Origin of the sequence: Nonomuraea salmonea, assembly GCF_042428605.1 — a bacterium.
In the GTDB taxonomy this organism is placed as follows: Bacteria; Actinomycetota; Actinomycetes; order Streptosporangiales; family Streptosporangiaceae; genus Nonomuraea; species Nonomuraea salmonea.
On record NZ_JBHMCF010000012.1, the window covers coordinates 1 to 17,178 of the forward strand.

At 68.9% G+C, this 17,178-nt stretch carries 16 protein-coding genes and 2 tRNA genes; 8 read left to right on the forward strand and 10 right to left on the reverse strand.

Annotated elements, in window-relative coordinates:
* Positions 1 to 360 precede the first annotated feature (360 nt).
* Entirely contained in the window at positions 361 to 1,068 is a 708-nt protein-coding gene (locus tag ACFFR3_RS16465) for a hypothetical protein (RefSeq protein ID WP_345389673.1), read from the forward strand.
* A gap of 472 nt (positions 1,069 to 1,540) precedes the next feature.
* A complete protein-coding gene (locus ACFFR3_RS16470) occupies positions 1,541 to 1,690 on the forward strand; it encodes a hypothetical protein (RefSeq protein WP_364371219.1) in 150 nt (49 codons plus the stop codon).
* Between the two features lie 24 nt (positions 1,691 to 1,714).
* On the opposite strand, the gene ACFFR3_RS16475 is transcribed toward ACFFR3_RS16470, so the two are convergent.
* The 6 genes from ACFFR3_RS16475 to ACFFR3_RS16500 all read right to left on the reverse strand — a co-directional run bounded on the left by ACFFR3_RS16475 (position 1,715) and on the right by ACFFR3_RS16500 (position 7,702).
* Positions 1,715 to 1,791: transfer RNA gene (locus ACFFR3_RS16475), tRNA-Met, on the reverse strand.
* A gap of 109 nt (positions 1,792 to 1,900) precedes the next feature.
* Positions 1,901 to 1,977, reverse strand: a tRNA-Met gene (locus tag ACFFR3_RS16480).
* 56 nt (positions 1,978 to 2,033) lie between these two features.
* Positions 2,034 to 5,000, reverse strand: coding sequence for a UPF0182 family membrane protein (locus tag ACFFR3_RS16485; protein ID WP_379483392.1), 2,967 nt, complete (start codon positions 4,998 to 5,000; stop codon positions 2,034 to 2,036).
* 129 nt (positions 5,001 to 5,129) lie between these two features.
* Positions 5,130 to 6,176 carry a YlbL family protein gene (locus ACFFR3_RS16490; protein ID WP_345389684.1) on the reverse strand — a complete coding sequence of 349 codons (1,047 nt, stop codon included), beginning with the start codon at positions 6,174 to 6,176 and terminating at the stop codon, positions 5,130 to 5,132.
* A 10-nt stretch (positions 6,177 to 6,186) separates the two neighbouring features.
* Positions 6,187 to 6,612, reverse strand: coding sequence for a molybdenum cofactor biosynthesis protein MoaE (locus ACFFR3_RS16495; RefSeq protein ID WP_345389687.1), 426 nt, complete (start codon positions 6,610 to 6,612; stop codon positions 6,187 to 6,189).
* 16 nt (positions 6,613 to 6,628) lie between these two features.
* The gene (locus ACFFR3_RS16500) at positions 6,629 to 7,702 is read right to left on the reverse strand and encodes an NAD-dependent epimerase/dehydratase family protein (protein WP_364371818.1); all 1,074 of its coding nucleotides are present in this window, start codon (positions 7,700 to 7,702) and stop codon (positions 6,629 to 6,631) included.
* A gap of 79 nt (positions 7,703 to 7,781) precedes the next feature.
* Between ACFFR3_RS16500 and ACFFR3_RS16505 the strand changes: the two genes are divergently transcribed.
* From ACFFR3_RS16505 to ACFFR3_RS16515, 3 genes are all read left to right on the forward strand, one after another.
* The gene (locus ACFFR3_RS16505) at positions 7,782 to 9,047 is read left to right on the forward strand and encodes a zinc-dependent metalloprotease (protein ID WP_512699778.1); all 1,266 of its coding nucleotides are present in this window, start codon (positions 7,782 to 7,784) and stop codon (positions 9,045 to 9,047) included.
* On the forward strand, positions 9,044 to 9,604 hold the full coding sequence (locus ACFFR3_RS16510; RefSeq protein WP_345389690.1) for an NUDIX hydrolase: 561 nt from the start codon (positions 9,044 to 9,046) through the stop codon (positions 9,602 to 9,604). Before ACFFR3_RS16505 ends, ACFFR3_RS16510 begins: the two co-directional genes overlap by 4 nt.
* Positions 9,605 to 9,694: 90 nt before the next feature.
* On the forward strand, positions 9,695 to 10,624 hold the full coding sequence (locus ACFFR3_RS16515) for an endonuclease/exonuclease/phosphatase family protein (RefSeq protein ID WP_345389693.1): 930 nt from the start codon (positions 9,695 to 9,697) through the stop codon (positions 10,622 to 10,624).
* On the opposite strand, the gene ACFFR3_RS16520 is transcribed toward ACFFR3_RS16515, so the two are convergent.
* The 3 genes from ACFFR3_RS16520 to ACFFR3_RS16530 form a co-directional block, all read right to left on the reverse strand.
* Positions 10,611 to 11,195, reverse strand: a complete 585-nt coding sequence (locus tag ACFFR3_RS16520) for a hypothetical protein (RefSeq protein ID WP_364371232.1) — start codon at positions 11,193 to 11,195, stop codon at positions 10,611 to 10,613. The genes ACFFR3_RS16515 and ACFFR3_RS16520 overlap by 14 nt on opposite strands.
* Positions 11,192 to 11,707 (reverse strand): M48 metallopeptidase family protein, encoded by a 516-nt coding sequence (locus ACFFR3_RS16525; protein ID WP_344883689.1) that lies wholly within the window; start codon positions 11,705 to 11,707, stop codon positions 11,192 to 11,194. The genes ACFFR3_RS16520 and ACFFR3_RS16525 overlap by 4 nt, the downstream gene beginning before the upstream one ends.
* A gap of 67 nt (positions 11,708 to 11,774) precedes the next feature.
* Positions 11,775 to 12,557, reverse strand: coding sequence for an enoyl-CoA hydratase/isomerase family protein (locus ACFFR3_RS16530; RefSeq protein WP_364371238.1), 783 nt, complete (start codon positions 12,555 to 12,557; stop codon positions 11,775 to 11,777).
* Between the two features lie 241 nt (positions 12,558 to 12,798).
* Between ACFFR3_RS16530 and ACFFR3_RS16535 the strand changes: the two genes are divergently transcribed.
* The 3 genes from ACFFR3_RS16535 to ACFFR3_RS16545 all read left to right on the forward strand — a co-directional run bounded on the left by ACFFR3_RS16535 (position 12,799) and on the right by ACFFR3_RS16545 (position 16,401).
* On the forward strand, positions 12,799 to 14,376 hold the full coding sequence (locus ACFFR3_RS16535; RefSeq protein ID WP_379483393.1) for a hypothetical protein: 1,578 nt from the start codon (positions 12,799 to 12,801) through the stop codon (positions 14,374 to 14,376).
* Between the two features lie 62 nt (positions 14,377 to 14,438).
* Complete coding sequence (locus ACFFR3_RS16540; RefSeq protein WP_364371244.1) at positions 14,439 to 15,785, forward strand: ABC1 kinase family protein; 1,347 nt, start codon at positions 14,439 to 14,441, stop codon at positions 15,783 to 15,785.
* 409 nt (positions 15,786 to 16,194) lie between these two features.
* Entirely contained in the window at positions 16,195 to 16,401 is a 207-nt protein-coding gene (locus ACFFR3_RS16545; RefSeq protein ID WP_364371247.1) for a hypothetical protein, read from the forward strand.
* 553 nt (positions 16,402 to 16,954) lie between these two features.
* Here the strand turns inward: ACFFR3_RS16545 and ACFFR3_RS16550 are convergent.
* Entirely contained in the window at positions 16,955 to 17,119 is a 165-nt protein-coding gene (locus ACFFR3_RS16550) for a hypothetical protein (RefSeq protein ID WP_345389710.1), read from the reverse strand.
* Positions 17,120 to 17,178: the final 59 nt, after the last annotated feature.

The window sequence follows — 17,178 nt, forward strand, 5'->3', positions numbered from 1 at the left end:
CGACTTTCCAAGAATTAAGCCGCGCCCCCTTTCGGAGACAACCCCTCTAACTTACCAGCCGATCCGAAGTGGTGCGAAACCAGCGACGGACGACCGCGAAGGTAGTGGGATTTGCCGGGCATCTCCGAGGCTCTGAGGAACCTCTCGATCGCCCTGCGGGAAGTAACTCTAGCAGCCTGCACCGCGTACTCGGGCCGACTCAGGTAATCAGGAGGTTCTTCCCTTCCCACCAGACACTCAAACCTCGGCAACGAGCTCCCCAGCCGGCACCGTGGGGCAAGCCGACCGCAAGTCATCCGCAATCACCCCCAGGTACGAAGTAGGTCACGAGCAGACTGCGCTCACGGAGAGGTGACCGCTATGACCCGGTCGGAGTTCGACGACATCCGCGCATTCCTCGCCGACGAGGCGACCCACGCTGATGACCTGCTGCGGATCGCCAGGACTCTGATCGACGACCTGGAGCACTCCCGGCTGCGCGAGGCCGTGCTGCGTACCCACTATCTGCGGCTGCTGACGGCGGCGCGGGCGACGGTGGCGGCCGACATCGTGGGCTCGCCCGATCCCCTCGGCTTCATCCGGCACGAGTTGGCCCAGCGGGGGCAGCTGCCGGAGGACGGTGAGGCCGTTTACCGCATCCTCGCCGACGCCCGCGCGGCGGCCGCCCTGCTCGCCTGCCTGGAGAGCCGCGACTGCGAGGGGCAGCCCCGCGAAGGACGGTCTCCCGAGGGACGGCCTCTCGAAGGGCAAGCACTCCCAGAGGAGTTCCTCCCTGACCGAACTGAGGAGCTTCCGGGCCAGCCGGCGCTCGAAGCGCAGACGGTGGAAGGCCAGGCGGTGGAAGGCCAGGCCCAGGAGGGGGACGGACTGGACACGCGGGCGCCGGAGGGCAAGGGGCTCGTGGAGGGGCCGACGTTCACCGGGCAGGGCTTCGAGAGCCAGGACGTCCAGCTCGCGCAGGATACGCAGCTCCCCCTGGAGGGCGATGTGACGAACCAGAGCCCGCCGCGCTCCCGCGCCCCGCGAATGCGGAGCTGCATCGGCACCGCGCGCATCCTCCCCCGCTGAAGCGCCCGGTTCGCCTCGCCGCGGCGACGGTCCTGTTCCGTAGGAGGGGCCATCCAGCCCCTCTGAGGCGACCATCCGACCTCGGTTGAGATGGTCAGCCCGACTTTCTGCGGCGACCACCCCACCACGGGGGCGACCGTCCCATTCCGGGGGGACCGTCCCACGTCGGGGTGACCGTCCCACCTCCGGGGCGGCCATCCCACCTCCGGGGCGACCGTCCTGTTTCGGAGAGAGGGGCCATCCACCTCCCCGAAGCGACCATCCGACCTCGGCTGAGGTCGCCATCGTTTTTGGCTGCGACGGCCGGCCTGCGTCGCCCCGAGGGGGGCAGGTCAGGCGCTGACATGATGACGACTTCGGGCATACCCGCCCTTGGTCGACCGCCTGTAAGACTGCGCATATGTGGCAGCGGGGGCTGAATTGGGTGGCAGTCGGCTTGGTTGGGCTATTCGGCCTGATGTGGGTCGGCATCGTGATTTATGCGGATCAGGGGTCGCCCGGCTGGATGCGCGTCGTCCAGATCGTCTTCGGGGTGTTCCTGCTCGGCTGGGCCGTACGCAAGACGTACCTCATGATCAGCCACGCGACCCAGGAAACGAAGAAGTCCCCGGCCTCCGGATGATCCGGTGACCGAGGACTTCAATCTTGGTAGCGGGGACAGGATTTGAACCTGCGACCTCTGGGTTATGAGCCCAGCGAGCTACCGAACTGCTCCACCCCGCGTCGGTGTGTCTGCACTTACTCTACAGGCCCCGGAGGAGTGCTTTGACCACCGAGGTGGTCCGTTCACACGAAAGCCCGGTTTCCGTTTCCGGATCCCGGGCCTTCGGCCTGGTAGCGGGGGCAGGATTTGAACCTGCGACCTCTGGGTTATGAGCCCAGCGAGCTACCGAACTGCTCCACCCCGCGTCGTCGTGCTTATGAAGGCTACCGGGCGACGCGGGGCGGACGCAAACTGAATGACGCTAACCGGTCGGCGTGGCCGACGGTGACGCGCTGGGCGCGGCCGGCGGCGAGCCTGTCGGTGTGGCGGACGGTGCCGCCGACGGTGCCGCCGGCGGGGAGCCTGACGGCGTCGGTGACGGCGAGGACTGCGGCTGGGCGTTCGCGCCCTTCAGCGCCTCCAGCGCATCCTCCAGCCGCTTCTGGGCGTCGCCGTAGGCGTCCCAGTCGGGCGGGCTGGCCTGCAGCGCCTTCTGGGCGTCGGAGTAGGCCTTCTGGGCGTTGGAGATCGCGGTGTTCAGCGCCGTGCTCGCCTGGTCGGGCTGAGCCTGCTGCTGCTCGTCCGTCTGTTCCTGCTCTTGCTGCTGCTGTTGCTGCTCGCCGCCGAAGACCTCTTGCAGGGCCTCCTCGAGCGTGCGGGCCACACCGATCTTGCTGCCGAACGACACCAGGATGCGCTGCAGGATCGGGTACGGCTCCTGCCCGCCGCCCGCGGCCACCTGGATGTAGACCGGCTCGATGTAGACCAGCCCGCCCGCGTACGGCAGCGTCAGCAGGTTGCCGTAACGGACCGACGAGGCGCCGACGCCCAGCAGGTTGAGCTCACCCGCGAAGCGGCTCTGGAAGGCGTTCTGTGCCTGTCCTGGGCCGGGGATCGGGGTGCTGGACGGCATGCGCAGGATGCGCATCCGGCCGTATTCGCCGCTCGCCGACGAGTCGACCGCCATGAACGCCGCCAGGTTCGGACCCTGACGCGGCACGAACGTGGTGGTCAGCGAGAACGTCGGCTGGCCGCCCGGCATCGTGGTGGTCAGGTAGTAGGGCGGCTGCTTGATGTTCTTCTCGCCCTGGGTCGGGTCGTTGGGGACGTTCCAGAAGTCCTGGCCGCTGTAGAAGGCGGCCGGGTCGGTGATGTGGTAGCGCGACAGCGTGTAGCGCTGCACCTTGAACAGGTCTTCCGGGTAGCGCACGTGCTGCTTCAGCTCGGCGCTCATCTCCGAGGCCGGACGGATCGTGCCGGGGAAGGCGTTGCTCCAGGTCTTGAGCAGCGGGTCGTTGCTGTCCCACGCGTACAGCCGCACGGTGCCGTCGTAGGCGTCGACCGTGGCCTTGACGGAGTTGCGGATGTAGTTGATGCGGTCGCTCGGCTGCTGGGCGATGACGCGGCGGTCGGTCGAGGTGTCGCGCGTCATCTCGCCGAGGCTCTCGCTCTGCGAGTACGGGTAGTCGTTGCTCGTCGTGTAGCCGTCGACGATCCACTGCACCCGCCCCCCGATGATCGCCGGGTAGGCGTTGCCGTCGAGCGTGAGGTACGGAGCGACCTTCTGGACCCTCTCCCGCGGGTTGCGGACGTACAGGATCTTGGAGTTGTCGTTGACGTCGCCGGACAGGACGATGTTCGCCTCGCCGTACTTGGCGGCGTAGAGGAGCCGGTTGAGGAACGAGCCGACGGGGACGCCGCCCCGGCCGGTGTAGGTCGTGTTCTTCTGGCCGGTGCCGCCGGTCTCCGGGTAGTCGAGCTCCTGCGGCGCGTTGGGGTTGCCGCCGGCGATGACGTATTCGGCCGAGGCCGGGTCTTCGCCGTAGTAGATGCGCGACTCCTTGAGCTGGGTGCTGTTGACCAGCGGACCCGTGACCGGCATGTCCTTGGCGTCGTAGTCGGGCAGGCCGCTGGTGTCGACCTTGTTGCCCGGCGCGGCGACGAAGCCGTAGCCGTGGGTGTAGACGAGGTGCCGGTTGATCCAGTTGTTCTGGCCCTCGGGCGGCCCGTCGAGCTCGCGGACGCCGATGATGTGGTCGATCAGCTTGCCCGAGCTGTCGGGGTAGCGGTCGACGTCGAGCGGGTCGGCGAAGCTGTAGAAGCCTCTGATGCGCTGGGTCTGCTCGTAGGTCGAGGAGACCAGGGACGGGTCGAGCAGGCGCACGCCGGAGACGGAGGTGTCGCCGTTGGCCTGGACCTTGGTCGGGTCGGCCTGCGCGTTGTACGTCTCGACCTCTGTCTTGTCGACGTTGTACGCCTCGCGTGTCGCCTCGATGTTGCGCCCGATGTAGGGCGACTCCTTGCCCTGCTGGTTGGGCTTGACCTGGAACTGCTCGACCAGCGCCGGGTAGACGCCGCCGATGAGGATGGCCGAGAGCACGAGCAGGCCGAAGGAGACGCCGGGCAGCATGCCGCCCGGACGGACCACGCCGGCGAAGAAGAGCACGGCGCAGATCAGCGCGATGATCGCGAGGATGGTCTTGGCCGGCAGGACCGCGTTGACGTCGGTGTAGGAGGCGCCGTGGACGAAGCCCCGGTCGGAGAAGACGAGTCCGTACCGGTCGAGCCAGTAGGCCACGGCCTTGAGCAGCACGAAGACGCCCAGCAGCACCGACAGGTGGACGCGGGCCGCGCGGGAGGCGTGGACGCCGGGCGACTGCAGGCGGAAGCCGCCGTACAGGTAGTGCGTGATCGTCGCCAGCACGATCGAGATGATCACGGCGGTGAACAGGAAGTTCAGCACCATCCGGATGAACGGATAGTCGAACATGAAGAACGAGATGTCCATCCCGAACAACTTGTCCGTCTTGCCGAACGACTCCCCGTTGATGAACTGCAGCCACGTCTGCCACTGGCCCGAGAAGGACGAGCCGGAGAAGAGGGCGAGCAGCGCCATGCCGACGATGAAGATCAGCTTGCGGTGGGGGTCGAGCGCCATGCGGTAGCGGTCGGCTCCGCTGGCGCCGCCGAACATCGCCGGGCCGAACATAGGCCGGGTGCGGAAGGCGAGCAACATGTTGCCGCCCGCGATGGCGACCATGAGCACCGCTCCGACCAGGAACAGCACGATCTGGGTCAGCACCACACCGCTGAAGACCGTCGTGAATCCGGTCGCGTCGAACCACAGATAGTCGGTATAGATGCCGGAGAACAGGAAGAAGAATGCCACGATCGCCACGAGGGCGATCGCCACAGGCAGAAGCAGTCGCGGTCGGCGGGGCAAGCGCATCGCCCTGCCGGCTCCTGGGGTCCGGAAGCTCAAGGCCAACCCCTCGTCGTAATGAAGAAACGGTCCGTGTCTGGCAACCTACACCGCAGGGCCAGCCGTACGGCTAACGCACGGCGAGCGCCAGAAGTTTCATCCGGCCTCGCACGCGGGCACGTCGCCCTTGCTGGTGCGCAGCGCGTCGAGCGCCGCCACCGCGCTGTGCAACGTGTCGGCCCTGACCAGCCGTAGCCCGTCAGGAACGCTTTTGAGCGCCTCTGCGCAGTTGTCGGCCGGGGTCAGGAAGATCGTGGCGCCTGAGTCCTTGGCGCCGACCATCTTCTGCGCGATGCCGCCGATCGCGCCGACCTCGCCGGCCGGGGTGATGGTGCCGGTGCCGGCGATCTGCTTGCCGCCGGTCAGCTCTCCTGGGGTGAGCTTGTCGAGGATGCCGAGCGAGAACATCAGCCCGGCGCTCGGCCCGCCCACGTCGCCCACGTTGATGTCGACGTCGAAGGGGAACTTGTACTTCGCCTGCATCATGACGCCGACCACGGTCTGCGCCTGGGGGCCCGCGACCGTCTGCACGGTGACGTCGATCTTCTGTGTGCCTCTGGTGACGTTGAAGGTGACGCTCTCGCCCGGCTTGTGTGCCTTGACCGCGTCGGCGACGGCGGTGACGTCTTTCGTCTCCTTGCCGTCGACGGAGTTGATCTCATCGCCCTTCATCAGCTTGCCGTCGGCGGGCCTGCCCTTCTCGGTGGAGACCACGCCCACGACCATCGCGTAGGGGATCTTCAGCTCGTTGAGCGCGGCGGCGGTGGCGGAGTCTTGGGAGTTGGTCATCTCGACGGTGTTCTCCTCCTCGACCTCCTGCGCGGTGCGGTCGGGAGCGAAGATCGTCTCCTGCGGGACCACCGCGACGGTCGGGTCGAGCCAGCCGCGCAGCGCCGTCAGCAGGTCGATCTTGGCGGCGGGGCCGCCCTGGTAGGCGACCGTGACCAGTTGCAGCGAGCCGCTGGTGGGGTAGGTCTGCCTGCCCTTGATCGCGATGACGGGCTTTTTGTTCACCTCGCCGATCGTGTTCTCCGTCGGGCCGGGGCTCAGCACGACGTACGGGACCGGCTGGAACGCGCCCGCCACGCCGAGCGCGAGCACGAGGAATCCCGCGAGCAGGAGCGTCAGGGCGCGTCGAGACATGTCTTCGAGCTTATTCGCCGGCGCCGACCCACTCGGTCTCGCCGTCGGCGAACGCCTGATGTTTCCAGATGGGGACGCGGGCCTTGAGGTCGTCGATGAGCCGCCGCGCGGCCTTGAACGCCTCGTCTCGGTGGGGCGCGGCGACCGCGACGATCACCGCGGTGTCGCCGAGCGCGAGGTCGCCCACCCGGTGGACGGCGGCCACGGCGGTCACCGGGAAGTCGGCGGCGACCTTCTCGGCCACCTGGCGCAGCTCGGCCTCCGCCGAGGGGTGGGCGGAGTAGGCGAGCCCGGTCACCGGCTTGCCGTGGTCCTGTTCACGCACGGTGCCGAGGAACAAGGCGGTGCCGCCCGCGGCGTGGTCGCGCACGGCGGCCAGCACCTCGTCGACCGAGAGCGGGGTCTCACGTATGCCGAGCAAGCGGATGACGTCCACAGAAAGAGCCTAACCGTTACGAGCGACGCTTCTTACGTACCTGACGGACGATCGCGGCGGTGCCGATGACGGCGACGGTGGCGCCGGCGGCGGTGAGCGTGGCCTCCTTGACGGGCAGGCGGCGCCCGACCACGGTCGTACGGTTCTCGCGCAGCTCCAGGAGCTGCTCGAACGAGGCCTCGTTCGTCCATTGGGGCTTCCAGCCCGCCTCGCGCAGCGCGGCGCAGTCGACGACCCACGGATAGACGACGTAGTGCAGGTCGGTGGCGGGCGCCGGGGTGACGCCGAGGCGGTGGAGGCGCTGCGCGGTGCCGAACGTCAGGCCGGCGGGCAGCTCAAGGCTCCTGATGCCCGAGAGCTCCTCGATCTGCTCGTGCTCGAGCCAGCCGTCGCTGCCGACCGCGACCACGCCGCTGACCAGGCCGCGGGCGGCCAGTTCGAGGGCGGAGACGAGGTCGTCGATGTGGCAGAACTGCCAACGGGGGTGGCAGCCCTTGACCGTGAGCAGCCTGGGCGACTCGAAGTGGCGGGTGATCACGGTGTCGACGCCCGGGCCGACGACGGCCGCCGGGCGCAGCACGGTGATCTCCAGGCCGGGGTGGCTGCGCAGCGACCTGCGTACGAGGGACTCGATCTCCAGGAAGTCGCCCACCACGCCGGTGTCGGGCTCGGCGGCCACGGGGGCGTCTTCGGGCAGCGGCACCTCGTTGTCGGGTGCGGCGCCGTACACCATCGCGCTGGTGACCAGCACGACCTTGCGCACGCGTGCGGCGGCGCAGGCGGTGAGCACGGTCTGCGCGGCACGCAGGTTGTACGCCCGCCGCTCCCCCGGGTCGGAGTCGACGGCGTAGTCACCGGCGAGATGGACCAGGACGTCGATGTCGGAGATCCGGTTCGCCAAGAGCGGATCTCGTACGTCGATCACTCTCCACGTGGCCTCCTGGATGTCGCCGCGCTGCTCGTCGATGGCCACCACTCTGCGGAAATCCGCGGCGGATACGAGCCTCGCGAGCAGCTCGCGGCCCAGGCCGGAGGCCGCGCCTGTGACGGCGACGACGGGTTGGCGCGAGCGTTTCGAGGTTGGCACCAGGTCCTCACTTTGCACTGATCCGCCGTAGGACGACTAACGTGGCGGATGTGGACTCCTCCATCCTGCACGAGGTAGAGCGGTGACTGACCTGCCAGGTCGCGAAAACGACCCCAACGAGAACCCGTTCGCCATGTTCGGCAACCCTGAGCAGATGGCTCAGGCGATGCGCCAGTTCGCCGACATGTTGTCGGCGCCCCAGGGTTCAGGCCCTGTCAACTGGGACATGGCCAAGAACATCGCCAGGCACTCCGTGGTCGCCCAGGGCGACCCGAGTGTCATGGAAGGCGAGCGCCGCCAGATCGTCGAGGCGCTCAGCCTGGCCGACTTGTGGCTCAACGAGGCGACGACGCTGCCGAGCGGCGTGACGACGCCGCAGGCCTGGAGCCGGTCCGAATGGATCGAGAACACGATCCCGATCTGGCGCAAGCTGTGCGAGCCGATCGCCGAACGCATGGTCGAGACCATGGGCGGCGCGCTCGGCGGCTCCGGCCTGCCCCCTGAGGCCCAGCAGATGGCGGGGCCGCTGATGGGCATGCTGAAGCAGATGGGCGGCATGATGGTCGGCCAGCAGATCGGGCAGGCCATCGGGTCGCTGGCGCGCGAGGTGATCGGCACCACCGACATCGGTCTTCCCCTGTCCGACACGGCGGCGCTGCTGCCCGGCGGCATCGCGTCCTTCAGCGAGGGCCTCGAGATCCCGTCCGACGAGATCCGGCTCTATCTGGCGCTGCGCGAGGCCGCGCACCACCGGCTGTTCCAGCACGTCCCGTGGCTGCGCTCGCATCTGCTCGGCGCGGTCGAGGAATACGCCAGGGGCATCACGGTCGACACCTCCGCGCTCGAAGAGCAGATCCGCGGGCTCGACATCAACAACCCGCAGGCCATCCAGGAGGCGCTGAGCGGGGGCAACCTGCTCAAGCCCGAGGAGACCGAGCGGCAGAAGGCCGCGCTCGCGCGCCTTGAGACGATGCTCGCGCTGGTCGAGGGGTGGGTGGCCACCGTGGTCGACCGCGCTGCGCAGGGCAAGCTGCCCTCCGCGGTGGCGCTGGCCGAGACCGTGCGCAGGCGCCGGGCCACCGGCGGGCCCGCCGAGCTGACGTTCGGCACGCTGGTGGGTCTTGAGCTGCGGCCGCGGCGGCTGCGCGAGGCCGCGGCGCTGTGGCAGGCGCTGGAGAACGCGCGCGGCGTCGACGGGCGCGACGCGCTGTGGAGCCACCCCGACCTGATGCCGACGGCCGAGGACCTCGACGATCCCGACGCGTTCGTACGCGGTGAGGCCACCTGGGACATCTCCCAGCTCGAGGCCAAGCCCGGCGACGACGAGGGCGAGGAAGGCAAGAGTTGACCCTGCACGCCGACGCGGTGGCGGTGCTGTCCTCCTGGGCCGCGCCGACGCCAGAGGAAGAGGCGCTGCGCCTGGAGTTCCTCGATCACCTGCGCGCTCACGACGACGCGATGCTGCGCGAATGCGTGCCGGGGCATCTGACGGCGACGACGGCGGTGCTGTCGCACGACGGGTCCCAGGTGCTGCTCACGCTGCACCCGAAGGCCAAGATGTGGCTGCCGATGGGCGGCCACTGTGAGACATCCGACACGTCACTGGCGGAGGTGGCGTTGCGGGAGGCGTGGGAGGAGTCCGGCATCACCGGCCTGCGCCTGCTGCCCGGGCCGCTCGCGGTCGACCGGCACCTGGTGTGGTGCCATCCGCCGCACAGCTGGCATCTCGACGTCGAATACGCCGCGGTGGCGCCTCCCGACGCCACGACCGTGATCAGTGACGAGTCGCTCGACCTGCGGTGGTTCCCGGTCGACGAGATCCCCGAGCCGTCCGACGAGGCCACCAGGCGGCTGGCCGCACGCGGACGTGAGGCGCTTAGCTCAAGCTCACGCGCACTTGGCTAAAGTCCTTTTGCGTCGTTCCAAAGGGGGGCTCGTGTGGAGGGTTCGGCCGTCGGCGGCACGATCGTGACGCCGGTTCGCAAACGTCGCAAGATGCCTCGCACGGCGCTGACCTGGGTGGCCGTGACCCCGTTCGCCGCGTGGGCGGTGGCCAGGGTGGCCGGTCTCGAACGCGGGTCGCTGCCGACCCAGCTCATGACGGCGACGCCGTACGCGGCGGCCGGTTCGCTGCTCCCCCTCCTCATCGCGGCGCTCGGACGCAGGCGCGCCGCGACCGTCGTCGCGCTGCTCGCGACGACGGCGCTCGGCTTCAGCGTGCTGCCCAGGGCGCTCGGCACCGCCGACGCGGCCAAGGGCAGGCCGCTGCAGGTGATGACGGTCAACATGTTGTTCGGCAAGGCCGACGTCGGGACGATTCTGCAGCTCGTACGCGAGTTCAGGCCCGACGTGCTGAGCACTCAGGAGCTGACGCCGGGGGCGGTCGCCGACCTCGACACGGCCGGTTTGAAGGAGCTCATGCCGTACCGCGTGCTGGAGGACGAGTGGAACGCCAGCGGCAGCGGGCTGTTCTCCCGGCATCCGATGGAGCCGCTCACGAGTTGGAGCGCGCCGGCCGGGCACCACATGCCGGCGGCGACGATCGAGTTGCCCGGGGGCGAGCCGATCGAGTTCATCGACGCGCATCCGTTCCCGCCGCTCGGGCCGCAGGTCACCGACTGGAAGCGGGCCCTTGAGTCCTTCCCGTCCGCCTCGCCCGACCGGATCAGGATCATCGCGGGCGACTTCAACGCCTCGCTCGACCACTCCTCCATGCGCCGGCTGCTCGCGCGCGGCTACAAGGACGCCGCCGACGAGGTCGGGGCCGGGCTGATCCCCACGTGGCCGGCCAACAAGAAGGTGCCGCCGCTCATCACCATCGACCACGTGCTGGTCGATCGGCGGGTGGGAGTGCAGGAGGTGAGTGTGCGGGACGTGCCGCGCACCGATCACCGCGCCGTGCTGGCCCGGCTCACCGTGCCGTGATCAGCGCTCTGGTGCTCTCCCAGCCCTCCAGGCCGGGGTCGAGGCGGGCGAGATCGTGCGGGGTGCGCAGGCGGTGCCAGCCAGGGGTGGTCGCCACCCTGCGGGGGCCGGGGGCCTGCGCGCGCAGGTCTTTGACGACGTCGTACGCGTCGAGGTCGGGCTCGGCCCACTCCGGCGCGGGCAGGGCGCAGGCCATGGCCACGGCTCCGCCGTTCTCCGCGGGGCAGATCGTGATCTCGGCCCGGCCCAGCTCCCTGAACAGCTTGCCCACCAGCAGGGGCGGCAGGTCGGGCGCGTCGGCGCAGATGACCGCCGCCTGATCGGCCTTGAGGCGGGCGAGGGTGGTTCTCAGCGGTTCGCCCTCGGCGATCGTGATCACCTCGGTGCCCGGCCAGACGATGTCGTCGAGACCGGGGACGCTGGTGGCGAGCACGGGGGTGACGAGGTCGAGGCCGGCGACCATCTCGTACGTGTCCTCCGCCACCGCCTCAAGGAACCGCGCGGGATCGACGCCCTCGGGCGCCGCGTCCGCCATGTGCCGATGAACCAGGACCGCGACGATGCGCGTCAACACTCCTCCGGTGCGGTGTGGGCCGCGGCGGAGAATCCCTCAAGGAACCCGCGGGCCCGCTCCGCCTTCGGATACTGTTCTACCAGTGCCCAGAACTTGGGCCCGTGGCTGGGCACCAGCAGGTGCACCAGCTCGTGGATGATCACATAGTTGATGACCCACTCGGGCAGGCCCTTGAGCCTGGTGGAGATCCGGATCGTCCCGGTCTCTGGGGTGCACGAGCCCCAGCGGTGCTGCTGGTTGTCCACCCAGCGCACGCTCACCGGGTCGGGCTCGCCGTCCAGATATCTGGCCGACAGCTCCTTGGCCCGCTCGAGCAGAGCCTCGTCGGTCGGCCTTCGACGTCGTTCTTTCGCGGCCAGCCGATCCAGCATGCGGCTCACCCATTCATCCGCGTCTTCACCGCTCAGCCAGGCGGGCAGGAGCACGATCGTCTTGTCGCCGTCGCGGTAGGCGGAAACCGTACGCCGGCGACGAGAACTGCGACGAACCTCGACTGTCTCGGGGGGCACATATGCACGTTAGCCGAGACTGACGAAATTCCACAGAGGGTGGACCATGTTTCTGCTGGTCAGATGATTAAGAGCCGGTGAATTTGGGCATGCGCCTTTCCCGATGGGCGGTCAGGCCCTCGATCATGTCGGCGGAGGCCATGGTCACGGGCTGAGCCAGGGATTCCCACATCAGCGCGGCTTCCAGGTCTTGATGGTCTTGGTTGAGGGCTACTTTGGTGAGGCGCGTGGCAATGGGGGCGTTCTGGGCGATCTTCCGGGCGATGGCCTCCGTTTCCGACATTAGATGATTTTTCGGGAAAGATTGATTTACTAGTCCTTTGTCGGACGCTTCCCGCCCAGAGACGGTGCGACCGGTCAGCAGCATCTCCGCCGCCAGCCGCGCGCCCGCCCTCTTCGGCAGCAGGTACGTGGCGGCCATGCCCGGGTGCAGGCCCAGCGACGTGAACGGGGCCAGCAGCTTGGCGTCGTCGGCGGCGTACACGAGGTCGCAGGCCAGCGCCACGCACAACCCCGCACCCACCGCGGGGCCGTTGACGGCGGCGATCGTGGGGATCTCGAGCTCGGTGATCGCCAGCCAGGTGCGGTAGAAGGCGAGCATGCGGTCGCGGAGTCGCGGGACGGCCTCCGTACCGCGCTCGCCGATCCACGACAGGTCACCACCGGACGAGAACGCCGACCCCGCCCCGGTCACGACCAGGCACCGCGCCTGCCTGTCATCGCGCAGCTCCGCCATGACCGCCCGCCACTCGGCCGTCATGGTGTCGGTCATGGCGTTGCGCATGTCGGTGCGGTTGAGGGTGATGAGCACTACTCCGTCGTCTTTGCGATCAACCAAGAGCTCGTTCATGCGGGGAAGCGTAACCCCGCCCCTCTCCCCCATCTCCGCCCCACCGCCCAGCACCTCAACGCTCCACCTCCCGCCACCCGTGTTCTCTGGCCTTCCTTTCCTTGACCGCTTCGCTCTCGCGCCGGTGCGCCGGAGCGTCCTGGTGGTCGTTTATCCACAGGTCAGTCGCCATGTGCCTGGTTATCCACAGTCGGCGCCGAAGTCCCTCCTGATCTTGCTTGGCCGTGAAAATCTTCCGGCCATGAGGCCACGTGTGAAGCCCGCCCTCCGGCACCTCCTGCGCGACGAGAGCACCCTCCAGCTCGGCACGCATCCGCTCAGAGCGGTGATGCTGAGCGGACTGACCGAGCGGGTGCTCAAGTGGATCGAGAGTCTCGACGGCACGCGGGAGCTGGAGACCGTGCTGGAGGAAGCCGCGCTCGCGGGGCTCGACGAGCCGCGTGCCCGGTGCCTGATCGACCATCTCGCCGCCCAGGGCGCGCTCCACGACGCCTCACTCGAACCCGGTTGCCTCAGCGACCTGCCGCTGGCCCAACGCGACCGGCTCAGACCCGAACTCGACGCCCTCGACCTCGCCTCGACCACTCTCGACGGCATGATGACGACGTTCGAACGCCGCCGCCAGGCCCGCGTACGCGTCTACGGCGCGGGCCGGGTCGGCGCCCAGATCGTCGCCCTCCTCGCGGCCGCCGGCGTGGGCAACATCCGCGTGCTCGACCCGGCGCTCGCCCGGCCGGCCGACCTCACACCAGGCGGGTTGACCTGGGCGGAAGTGGGCCTCCCCCGGGAGGTGGGCGCGGTCGCCATCGCCCGCCGCCTCACCGCCGGCGACCCGCCACCTCCGTCGCACATCCAGTCCGAGGACCTGGCCCAGCGCATCCCACCCCCGGCCGGACCTGCCCCTACGACACGCTTCCCGCAGGACTCGGCGGTGCGCTGGGGCGGCATCACCCCGTCCATCACCGGACACCCAGCCCGGGCCGTGGTCACCCATTCACCCACCCCACCGGCCGCCCGCCCTTCCCCTCAGCGCACCACTCCACCCTCCCCACGAACAGGCGGCACGTCTCCGGCGCAGGCGGCGAAACCGGCGCAGGGACCAAGGCCGGCGCAGGCGACAGGACGGGAGGAGACCCCAGGTCCTGGATCCAGGTCTGAGCCTGGGACCGGGCCGAAGCGGGGGTCTGCGTCTGGAGCTGAGGAGGGGGCGGCGGCCGGATCCCGAGGGAAGAAGCCGGCGCGGAGGCCGAAAGGGGTGCCGCGGGTCAGTGCGTACGAGAGCGAGTTGGGTGAGGAGGCGTGCCGGCCGACGGTCAATGTGCTCGCCGGAGGGCCGTATCTTGGGGACAAGACCGATCGACCTGACCTCGTCATCCTGGCGCCGGTCACTCCCCTCGACGGGGTGCTGGTCAACGAGCTGATCGACCTCGACATCCCCCATCTTCTGGCATCCGCCTTCGAGGGACACGGCACGGTGGGCCCGCTGGTCCTGCCGGGCATCACGGCGTGCGTGCACTGCCTCGACCTGACCCGGCGCGACCGCGACCCGGAGTGGGGGATGGTCACGGCACAGCTGGGCGGCTATCCGCCGGGCGAGATCGCCTGCGACGTGGCGCTGGCGGGCGTCGTCGCGGCGGGGGCGGTGGGGCACGCGCTGGCGTTCCTCGACGGAAAAACCCCTGCTGTGACCAACGGCACAGTGGAGGTAACGCCTGATTGGCGGTGGATAGGGAGATCGTGGGTGATACACCCGCAATGTCGCTGTATGCGAAACAATCGATATTCGCTAAGAATGGTCATGGCACCCAACCGCGACTGACGTGCTCAAAGGATGATCACGAAGGGGGGGAGCGGTATCTCGCCGAGGTTCCGCGCATCAGTGTGAACGATCTCCCGCGCCGTGCCGTCACGCGCTCGGCCAAGTTGGCCACCCTTCCGCTCGGTTTCGCCGGCCGCGCCGCCCTCGGCCTGGGCAAGCGCATCGGCGGCAAGTCGGCGGAGATCGTGGCCCAGGAGGTGCAGCAGCGTACCGCGGAGCAGGTCTTCAAGGTGCTCGGCGAGCTCAAGGGCGGAGCGATGAAGCTCGGCCAGGCCCTGTCGATCTTCGAGGCGGCACTGCCGCAGGAGATCGCCGGCCCCTACCGCGCCACGCTCACCAAACTCCAGGAGGCCGCGCCGCCACTGCCGGTGTCGACCGTGCACAAGGTGCTGGCCGAGCAGTTGGGTGACGACTGGCGCAAGCACTTCCAGTCGTTCGACGACCAGCCGACCGCCGCCGCCTCCATCGGGCAGGTGCACAAGGCCGTGTGGCAGGACGGCCGGGTCGTCGCCGTCAAGATCCAGTACCCGGGGGCGGGCAAGGCGCTGCTCGGCGACTTCGCGCAGCTCTCGCGGCTGGGCAAGCTGTTCGGGGCACTGCTGCCGGGGCTCGACATGAAGTCGGTGCTGAGCGAGCTGCGCGAACGCATCGCCGAGGAGCTCGACTACCTGCGTGAGGCCGAGGCGCAGCACGCGTTCGCGCTGGAGTTCAACGGCGACCCCGACTTCTACGTGCCCGACGTGGTGGCCGCCAACGAGATGGTGCTGGTCACCGAGTGGATGGACGGCACGCCGCTGTCACGCATCATCGCCGAGGGCACCAAGGAGCAGCGCGACCAGGCGGGGCTGCTGTTCGTACGGTTCCTGTTCTGCTCCCCGGCGCGGGTCGGGATGCTGCACGCCGACCCGCACCCGGGCAACTTCCGCATGCTGGATGACGGGCGGCTCGGCGCGCTCGACTTCGGCGCCGTCAACCGGTTGCCCGAGGGGTACCCGAAGGCGTTCGGGCAGCTCACCCGGATCTTCAACCAGGGTGACATGGAGACCGTCATGACCGGGCTGCGGCAGGAGGGCTTCATCCGCGAGGACATCGACATCGACCCCGACGCGCTGCGCGCCTTCCTCGCGCCGTACGTGGAGCCGACGGCGGTGGAGGAGTTCACCTTCAGCCGGGAGTGGTTGCAGGCGCAGGCCGCCAGCGTGACCGACCTTCGGCCCACGAACGTGGTCCGCCAGCTCAACCTGCCGGCCTCGTACGTGCTGATCCACCGTGTCCACGCGGCCGGCATCGGCGTCCTCTGCCAGTTGGGCACCACGGCCCGCTTCCGCGACGAGGTCATCCGCTGGGTGCCAGGCTTCGCCGACGACGCCGACCCCAACCCGGACGACGAAGCCCTGGCCGTCGGCTGACCCGAGTTCATGTCTGGGCGCTGAGCTCGGCTGACTGAGACGGACGAGCGGCACCATCGACCTCGATGGCGCCGCTCGGTGCCTGCCCCAGTCAGCGCTACTCGCTGTCATCCGCCCCGCCAACGGGCACTCGGGCAGCCCTTACGCCGGTGACGCCTGCCCGGCCAGCGCCCCATATGCCGGTGACGCCTGCCCGGCCAGCGCCCTCTTGGTGGGGTGCTCCGAGGTCTGTTGGCAAAGACTCTGGGCTCGGGGCGGAGTCCGGAGGGGTTGATTGCGGGGACACATCCCGTCATGTGAGGCCGGGGTTGGTGCCGTGCGCGCGCGGGGTGAGGTGGGGTGGCTTGAGGAACCATTACTCTGTGCAATCATACGAGGGCTAAAAGTTACTCTCCGTTGGGAGGCATCTATGCACCGTTCCGTGCGCCTGTTCGGCGCCGCTGTCCTCGCCGGCATGGGGTTGCTCGCGGGCGCTCCTGCTGCGAACGCCGTCGTCGATCCTGTCGCTCTGCTCGAATGCGTGACGGCCGGGGTCGGCGAGGTCACCACCCTCGTGGATCCGGCGGCTCCGGGGCTTCCCGCTGAGCTTCCCCTGGTGGGTTGCACTGCTCCTTGAGCTCAGGTGGCCGGGCCGGGAGCTCGGTGAGCGGGCATGGCAGTGAGCGATTCGCGGTTGTGGATGGTCCGTCGTCGTGAGTGGTTGCGGTGCGCGACGAGGACTGTGATCGGCCGCGATCGCTCCTGGCCATGGATCTCGGGCTTGTGGTTCTGGTGCACGGGTGTCGTGCCTGCTGTCGGAGATGCGCACATGAACAGACGGGTGGTGCGCAGGGATCAGTCCGCCCTCAGCGGTGGCCCTGGGGTTTCGGTGGCTGTGGCAAGGAGTTCTGTGACCGGTGTGGAGGCGTGACCGGTGATGGTGGTGCTGTGAGAGTTGAGGAGCCCGGGCTCGGTGCGTTGAGGGGCCCGGGCTAGGTGGGGTGAGGGGCCCGGGCTCGGTGAGGTGAGGGGTCGGGCGGTGGGGTGAGGGGGTCGGGTGGTGGGGTGAGGGGGTCGGGTGGGTGGGGGTGTGGGTGAAAAGGGGAGAGCCGGGCGCTTGGCTGTGCGCCCGGCTCTCTTTATTCACAAGTTCCGGTGGGAGATCCTGCGCCGGCGGCAGGACCTGCCGGTCAGAACTCGCGGCTCAACACCCTGCGGAGGCGCTCGTTCGCGCGCGTGACGCCGCGTCGCGCGCGCTGCACGCGCTGGGCGCGCAGGATGACGCGCTGCTCAGCGGCCTCACGGTGGAGGGTTTGTATTCGGTCATTCACCAGGTCATGGATGAGATCCGGCACTAGCAGACTCCTCGTCGGCTGGGTCCTCATGATCGTTTCTTCTCTCTTTCGGTTGGTGC